Annotated in this window: 8 protein-coding genes and 1 pseudogene; 4 read left to right on the top strand and 5 right to left on the bottom strand. The window is 45.5% G+C overall.

Annotation, left to right across the window (positions count from 1 at the left end; all coding sequences use genetic code 11):
• From A3761_RS04280 to A3761_RS04270, 3 genes are all read left to right on the top strand, one after another.
• Positions 1-591: helicase-related protein (locus A3761_RS04280; RefSeq protein ID WP_255374916.1), on the top strand; the 591-nt coding region annotated here is incomplete at its 5' end.
• Between the two features lie 80 nt (positions 592-671).
• Entirely contained in the window at positions 672-2,087 is a 1,416-nt protein-coding gene (locus A3761_RS04275) for an aminoacyl-tRNA deacylase and HDOD domain-containing protein (RefSeq protein WP_197470228.1), read from the top strand.
• Positions 2,088-2,216: 129 nt separating this feature from the next.
• Entirely contained in the window at positions 2,217-3,155 is a 939-nt protein-coding gene (locus tag A3761_RS04270) for a sel1 repeat family protein (protein WP_068508656.1), read from the top strand.
• Between the two features lies 1 nt (position 3,156).
• Here the strand turns inward: A3761_RS04270 and A3761_RS04265 are convergent, their stop codons facing one another.
• Positions 3,157-4,653, bottom strand: coding sequence for a DUF3336 domain-containing protein (locus A3761_RS04265; protein WP_197470227.1), 1,497 nt, complete (start codon positions 4,651-4,653; stop codon positions 3,157-3,159).
• A 102-nt stretch (positions 4,654-4,755) separates the two neighbouring features.
• On the opposite strand from A3761_RS04265, the gene A3761_RS04260 reads away from it, so the two are divergent.
• The gene (locus tag A3761_RS04260) at positions 4,756-5,592 is read left to right on the top strand and encodes an ABC transporter permease (RefSeq protein ID WP_197470226.1); all 837 of its coding nucleotides are present in this window, start codon (positions 4,756-4,758) and stop codon (positions 5,590-5,592) included.
• A 38-nt stretch (positions 5,593-5,630) separates the two neighbouring features.
• Here A3761_RS04260 and A3761_RS04255 read toward each other — a convergent pair whose 3' ends face one another.
• The 4 genes and pseudogenes from A3761_RS04255 to narH form a co-directional block, all read right to left on the bottom strand.
• A complete protein-coding gene (locus A3761_RS04255) occupies positions 5,631-6,407 on the bottom strand; it encodes a peptidylprolyl isomerase (RefSeq protein ID WP_068508658.1) in 777 nt (258 codons plus the stop codon).
• A gap of 117 nt (positions 6,408-6,524) precedes the next feature.
• Positions 6,525-7,208, bottom strand: a complete 684-nt coding sequence (gene narI, locus A3761_RS04250) for a respiratory nitrate reductase subunit gamma (protein WP_068508659.1) — start codon at positions 7,206-7,208, stop codon at positions 6,525-6,527.
• A 4-nt stretch (positions 7,209-7,212) separates the two neighbouring features.
• Entirely contained in the window at positions 7,213-7,977 is a 765-nt protein-coding gene (gene narJ, locus A3761_RS04245; protein WP_068508660.1) for a nitrate reductase molybdenum cofactor assembly chaperone, read from the bottom strand.
• A 1-nt stretch (position 7,978) separates the two neighbouring features.
• Positions 7,979-8,389 (bottom strand): annotated as a pseudogene (narH, locus tag A3761_RS04240) (nitrate reductase subunit beta); the annotation flags it as partial.

Here is an 8,389-nt window from a genome sequence, read left to right as displayed (position 1 = left end):
GAAGCCCTGCAGTGTCAGGCTGCAGAGGAAAGCCTGGCCTGGTTACAAGCTCAGCTAGGAGGTTTGGTTGTCGCCTTGGTTCATGGGCGAATGAAGGCTCAGGATAAAAGCCTAATCATGGATCAGTTCAAAGAAGGGCGTATTGATGTATTGGTTGCTACGACTGTTATTGAAGTCGGTGTGGACGTTCCCAATGCGAACCTTATCGTTATTGAAAACCCTGAGCGCTTAGGGCTCGCCCAGCTACATCAGTTGCGCGGCCGCGTAGGAAGGGGCGCTTTAAAAAGCTATTGTGCGCTAATGTACCACCCACCTCTATCCGCCAATGGCAAAGAGCGCTTAAGTGTAATGCGCGAAAGTAACGATGGCTTTGTCATTGCCGAGAAAGATCTGGAGTTAAGAGGCCCTGGTGAAGTTCTGGGTACCCGGCAAACCGGTATGGTCGAATTTCGGATTGCAGACCTTCAACGTGACCAAAATTGGCTTCCTGAAGTCAAAACCATGGCTGCACAAGTGTTTGAGGACTCCAAGCTCAGTGAACTATTGATTCGTCGATGGGTCGGCGCAAAGCGTGTTTATGGCGAAGTTTAGTATTTTTGTTACCTTCGACTAAATTGACGAACTGTTTTGCTGGATTGATCTACACTTAGCTTATTGATATGGAAACGCTTATGGATAACAAAGAGTTAAATGACATGATACCCGCGGTGGTGAATAAAGTTTTTGAACAATACCAGAATGATGCCGAAATTAATTTGACTGAAGCGGACCAGCCAGTGTTAGTTGACCGTGAAGGCATTCCCGATAGCCAGATTCTGAAAACCATCTTGATGGCAGACACACTAGGGCGTTCGCAGCTAATATTTTTAGCCGACAGTATGCTGGATGTCGACAGTTTGAACAGTAAGGTAGGGCGCTCATTCGAAGCGCTGCCACATGAGGATGTACACAGCCTAATCGCCGTGCATAGCATCAAAACGCTTCCGGCTATTCCGGATATCACCGGTTTACCGGCGATTGTCGATGCTCGTGTCATCGAACAGGATACCGTCTATATCGAAACCGATGAAGCAGATAAACTGATCAAGCTGAGTAAAGAGGCCTTTTCAGCCTCAACTAGAAAAGCTAAAGTCGAAAGCTTTGCAGTGCCTCTATCATCGATACCTTACAACATAAATCAACCAGGCAGTGACCTTGAGCAGATCAATCAAGCGATTGAGAAGTTTACCTCCTTACGTATTAAACAGCGCTTGGAAGACACTCTTGAGCTTCCACCTCTGCCTCAGAGTGCACAAGAAATTATTCGCCTTCGCTCCAACCCTGATGCAGGCGCTGATGAACTGGCAGATATCATCGAAAAAGATCCAAGCCTTGCTGCTCAGGTAGTTAGCTGGGCTTCCAGCTCATTTTACAATGCACCCGGAAAGATCAAGTCAGTTCACGACGCGATCATCAGGGTATTGGGCTTTGATATGGTGATGAACCTGGCAATGGGTTTAGCTCTGGGAAGAACACTAAAAGTTCCTAAGGATGAGCCAAAAGGTTATGCCCCCTATTGGCAGCAAGCCATGTGGCTAGCTCTAGGTACGACCTCAATTCTAAGCAAAATTGACCCGACTTATCGCCCCAGTTTCGGCTTGTCTTATCTTTCGGGCTTGCTGCATAACTTTGGTTATTTGGTGCTTGCACACGTCTTCCCGCCTCACTTCTCGTTGATGTGTCGCTATATTGAAGCAAACCCCCATTTAGACAGTGGCTATATTGAGCACTTCTTACTGGGCATTACTCGTGAACAAATTGGTAGCCAGCTGATGTCTGTCTGGAATATGCCAGAAGAAGTCATTATTGGCTTGAGACACCAAAAGAATCAGGCCTTCGAAGGTGTAAATGCTGAATACGCCGGTTTACTGCAGCTCACTCAACATATGCTGGCTGACGCAGGCGTTGTTCCTAAACCAGCCGACAAACTTGATGAAAGTATTTATACCCGTCTGCACATCACACCAGAAAAAGCCGAGGAAGCTTTGGCACAATTACTGGAAAGCAAAGATGATGTTGCAGCCGTGGCGGGTCTCATGGGGCGTTAGTTTACTTTACTTGTTAGAGAAAGCCCGGACATCGTCTCGGCCTTTCTCTATTTATATTTCATTAAAGTGTACATACTCTAAACCAGTGGTAGAATAGCTGAAGGATTATTTAAATAAGGATAGCCGGTAGTGTTTAGTGGTAATTTGATCAGTCGTGCAATAAAACTCTCACTAGTGATAGCTCTAGTAATCCAACTCAGCGCCTGTGCAACGAACTTTAGACAAGCCTTACAAAATCTAGAAGCACACAACTATCCTGAAGCCCTTCATTATTTCGAGCAGGACGCAAAGCTCGGCTACCGAATTCCCGCATTGCATGCAGCGAACCTTTATATCCTCGACTATCAAGTCCCTAGAGATCTGGAAAAATCCCGTCTTTATCTCGATATCGCAGAAAAAGCAGATTATGGGCGCTATGACCAAGCTTATGACTATTACATACCCTTGATAAAAGCCTACCAAATTCTTGCTGACACTGAAGAGCCAGATAAGTCATTAGCTTTTAAAATCCTGAAAAGCGAAAAGTACCAGGAGTATTATTGGGCATTGGCAGTATTAGCGCATAGCAGCCTGGTTGGGCACGGGACTGAGCGTAATCTTGACAATGCACGCTACTATTTTGAGAAATCGATTGAAAACCAGGTTTTTGACAGCTCCAATGCTTTCTATGCTTGGTGGCTGGCAACATATCCCAATGATTCATTTAGAAACCCGCAACGTGCTTTAGAAATGATAGAGGATATCATCGATGATGAGGACCTTTCAGACCGCCCTCTTTTTCTAGACACTGCTGCTGCCGTTTATGCGGCTAATGGTTTATTCGAACGAGCAGTAATCACGCAAAGGGATGCTTTATCGAGTTTAAAATACTATAGCGCCAAGCACCACTATATGGAGCAGTACCAAGCACCTCTCAACGCCCGCTTGGAATTGTATGAATCTGGCAAACCCTGGATATTTTCGGATGAGGAGATCGCTTTGTGCGGCTACGACTCAAAGCGTTGTATGAAATCACTACTTTCAGTAACGCCTATTGATAAAATGTCCCTACAGCTGGACATGCACTAACTTAGGTTTTTTGAACCTGTTTCTTACGCCGCTTCATCTTCGCATGTAGCAGGTCATTTTCTCCATATTCTTCCAAAATTCGCTCCAGCGTTCGCTCTACTTTGCTGGTAATACGAATTCGCTCCATCTGTGACCAGGTTGCCAATTCCCCTTGTCGAACCAGCTCTAGTAACTCGGCTTCAGACAGCGGGCTAAGTATTTGCCGAAAATCGAATTTTCTAAAATCCGGGTAGACATTAATATTGGCGCTGTATTCCTGGTTTAGCACCGAGGCAACGGTATTCATCAAGACATTAAAACGCGTCCAGTTTGGAGTATATTTCTGACTCACGGCACAAGTTGCTTTGGCAAAACGGCTAGCACTCTTATGCGTTAGCCAGCGTACCCAACTTGGAATTCTCGTGTTATCCCAACCATCTTTAGTAAACAATACGATCGGATTAATCAAACTTCCGATATAGTGATTCACATCGTATAAACGAGCCAAACGCTTAGCCGGCAAGTCATCACTAAAAGAACCGTCTATCCAGCGTCGTGTGGGTAGATAGGCTTGACGCTCACCAAGCTCATTCTTCGCTTCCAACATGACAGAAGGGAAAATACCGGGCACTGCACACGAAGCAAGCACAGCAGTACGAATATAAACATTTGGTGAAGTAATCGCATTCAACAAACGAGAGGTCTGATGGAGTTCTGCAGGCGCTACGGAAATATTGATCCGACGGCCTGTGAGTTCATACGCTTCTTGGAAGGTCAGATCAGGTACCAAACGATTGAGCACATGCTCTTCAAAATCTTTGATATCAGCGCGCTTTCTCTTTCCATACAAGAGCTTTTTAAGCCAGCCTGCATTTTCTTTCGCCTCAGCTAACATTCTCACTGGCTGAATGAGTTCTTTTAGCTCCAAATCTGTATGCGTACCAAATATGGCTGTAATGACCGAGCCCGCACTAGCGCCTGATATAACACTTGGTAGAAGATTTTGCTGAAGCAAGGCTTTTACAACACCAATGTGGAAATGTCCAAGTGCACCGCCGCCACTGAGCATCAGCGCTGTTCGGCCGTAGCAAAGGCTGGCTCGATGAAAGAAGTCTAGGCGCTCTTCATAATCGATCTGCGAGGCATCTAATTCTGCGATATGCTCTATGGACTCAACTATCTCATCGACATACTCTTCGATAAGTTTCTTCGTACCATACTTGGCATGGTTATAGAGAACAGGCTTACCCATTCCCCCCATATTGCCATGTATACCTTCATTCAGAGCGAACAGTAAGCCATGATAATTGTTGTCTCGACGAAGCCTCTGAAGAGCTTCTAGACGATGACGAATCTGTTTGTAGTCATATTCGCTTGTATGCTCAAGCTCTTTCCATTCGCTGGCACCCGAAGCCAGGTCATGTTTTTCTGCCGCACTGCACCAAGCCTGATAGCTTTCTGCAGCGGCCATGTTGATTTCAAGCTTAGCTAGTTTCTTGGATGAGCTTTCAAAAAACACTCGTACTCTCCGAAGTAAAGTCATGATTGCTTTCAAGCTTAACAGGAGATACCACTTTTCGCCGTATTATTTACCATTTTATGAGTATTCTTCAGGTTTTGTATGACCCAGATCATTCTTGAAGTGCCATCGCTTTACTCTGCTCCATGTTATGATACGCGCCGTCCTTTCAATCACTTCGAGTTTCCGATGACTATTGAAATCATTCCCTTTGAACGCTTGCTCATCGCTTTTATCCCTACTTTCTTTGTGATTGCTCTAATGCGATATTGGGGGCTGGCATACGGAAAAGCCTGTTACTCAATCATCCGCATGCTACTCCAGCTGCTATTAATTGGCTACGCGCTGATCATGATCTTCGAATCAGAAAGCAGCTTGCTCACCTTGGCTGTTCTATCAGTGATGATGCTGGCATCGAGCTGGATATCTCTAAACACGCTGTCAGATAGCACTGGCAACAACGCACTATCAACAAAGGGACGCTTTCAGTTATTCAGTAAAGCGCTGATTGCGGTATTTATTGGTGGCGGTTTAATGCTTGCTCTGGTCACACAGCTAGTGTTACAGCTAGACCCTTGGTACTTGCCACGTTATATGATTCCACTAGCCGGGATGATTTTTGCAACCTCAATGACCAGCATTAGTTTGGCTGGCGAACGTTTACAGGCTGAACTTCGTAGTGGCCATGTTTACGAAACTGCACGGAATACGGCTTTCAACACGGCAATGATTCCAAATATCAATGCAATGTTCGCCGTCGGTCTGGTCTCGCTACCTGGAATGATGACGGGGCAAATACTCTCTGGCGTATCGCCTTTTATTGCCGCTCGCTATCAGATAATGGTGATGTGTATGCTATTTGCCGCTGCAGGGATCTCTTCAGTCATTTTTATGACCTTGAGCCGATCATTATTAGATAAGAAATTGGAGTCAGAGTAAAAACAGCCATTTTTACTCTGACCCCAAATATGGGGAGCTTACTGCATTAAAGGGGAGTCGGACACACTAAAGTCGAAACCTTCAATGTCGGCATCCATAATTAATGAATGAATATACTGGGCAATCGCTTTACGTCTAACCTTTTCATTCAGGTAATCAGAAATTCGTTCTTTAACCATCTCATAAGGTAAAGCTTTACCTTCTTCTTTGTGGTTAATGAAAACAACATGCACACCATAACGGCTTTCGATTGGCGCACTGGCTAAACCTTCAGGACAATTGAATAACTGACGTTCGAATTCTGGCACAGTTTGGCCTTTACCAAGCTGCCCAAGGTGACCACCCGTCTCTTTTGAAGGGCATTTGGAATGCATCTTGGCCAGCTCTTCAAACTGCCCAATATTTTCTTGTAAGCGTTTAATCAGTTGCTCTGCCAGTTCCGTTGCTTCGGAACGAGCATTGGCATCATCGGGTGATGCATCAAGCAAGATATGACGCGCCTCGACCAAGGGGCTGGTCATGAATTTTTTAGGATTTGCTTCAAAATACTGACGGCAATCATCTTCACTGGCCGAAGGTACTTCGACTTCGGTATCTAACAAAGCTTCAAGAAACGCATCTTCAGTACTCTGGGCTTCTTGGCTCTTTGCACCACCTGCTAGATTTAAAGCTTCAGCACGCTGCTTAAGAAGCTCACTGATAATCAGAGACTCACAAGCCTTATTTTTCGATTCCGTGTGCGTTTGGGCCACGTGGTACTGCATTTCTTTGACGATGGCTGTTTCATCAAATTCTGTTTGATTCACTCGGATCATATCTAACTCCAACTTAGTCTATATTTTCAAAGGGGTCAGACTCGATTGAAACTAAGGTTTCAATCGAGTCTGACCCCTTTGAAAATATCCCCGCGCTTTGCGGGGATAAGATGGCTATTAAGCCTTACTACGTACAACCTGATAGTTACGAGAGAAGTACTTAACTGGCACACTCCAAACATGAACTAAACGGCTGAATGGGAAGACCAAGAACAAAGTCATACCCAAGGCTACGTGTAGCTTAAAGATTGGGTGAACATCAGCAATCGCTGCTGAAGCTTCAACGCCGTTAAACAAGACCATATTTTGCGCCCAGCTCATTAGCTTAACCATTTCAACACCATCCAGGTGACCCATCGATACGAAGATCGAGATCAAGCCTAGTAGTAGCTGAACCAACAACAAGAGTAGGATAAGGATATCCATTCTTGAGCTAGTCGCTCGCACTCGCTCATTACCTAAACGACGCTTAACAAGAATCACCAAGCCATATAAGCACACCAGGCCAAAGAAGCCACCCATGCCCATTGCGACCATTTGCTTGAAACTATCGCTTACGCCAAGTGTTTCCCATACCACATGTGGCGTTAATAGGCCCACAAAGTGCCCCATCAAAACCATAATGATACCCACGTGGAAAGGGCGGCTGCCTTTTCGTAATTGAGCACTTTCTAACATCTGGCTTGAACCAGTTTTCCAGGTATATTGATCGCGGTCGTAACGCACAATCGAACCTAAAACGAACACTGCCAAAGCAATGTAGGGGTAAATTCCAAAGAATAAATGATTTAAGTAATCCATTTTCTTATCCTCTCTTATCGGAGATAGAAGATTGTGACGAGGACGGCGTGGCATCAAAACCTACCCAGTTAACCGGGATATCTTGGTCACGACGCTGAGCTTCGCTGGGTCGACGCGTTGAAGACTCGCAGCTTTTATCTAGTGACTCAGCACCAAACTTCACTTCTTCCTCTTCCCATTCTTTGTCGATTGCTTTTTTCGTGTCATCTCGCTTCTCATCAGCGATTTGCTCACGAATTTCGTCCAATTCGATCTTACTGTCAGCAAAGTCCAGAAGCGCCTCAAACAAAACCGAGTAATCACTTTTACGTTTTTCCAAGCGACACTGGATCAAGCCTAAAATATGCTCCATTTCCTGCAACCAATTCTGGGCGTTCTCTTTACCTTGGGTTGAGAGAAACTCCAGGAACAAGGGGATGTAGTCAGGCAACTCGTGCTTGTCCAGCTCTAAACCTGCTTCGCGGTACATATCGACCAGATCTACCATTGCCTGGCCACGATCACGGGATTCGCCGTGTACGTGCTCAAACAACCATAGCGCGACCGAACGTCCACGATCGAATAGACCACCGTATTCACTCTGCCAGTCCATTAGATCCATCGCTGCCCGGTTTTCAATAAACGCCAGCAACTTGGTTTCGATGGCTGGCGCTAGGCCAGCCTCCGCTACCACTTGATCCAATTCACCTTTGTAAAGAAGGATGTCTTCCCGTGGGTAATCCATCAAACAAGATACAACAGCTAGCACCTTCGCATTTGAAGTATCCATCTTAGTCACCTCCTGAAACCGCGATGATATTCGCTCGGTTACTTGGTTTGTTACCACCAAACATGTTGACTTCGTTGTTACCATCGCTACAGCCATTGCCGAAGCTGAAACCACATGAACTCTTCATGTCGTAAGCATCTTCTGCGTAAGCTTTATGGCTTGATGGCACGACGAAACGGTCTTCGTAGTTAGCAATCGCCATGTAACGATACATTTCTTCAACCTGTAAGGCTGTTAAACCCGTCTTCTTCAAAACTTCCAGATCTTCTTTGCCTTCTACTTGCTGTGAACGCTTGAATGAACGCATTGCCAGCATTCTTTCTAGTGCATTCACAACTGGCGCTTCTTCACCGGCCGTTAGCAAATTAGCCAAGTACCGTACCGGAATACGCAGTGACTTAATGTCTGGAAT

It is taken from the genome of Oleiphilus sp. HI0123 (assembly GCF_001635315.1).
The sequence above is the reverse complement of the archived record's forward strand: the minus strand, read 5'-3'. Positions and strand labels throughout refer to the sequence as shown.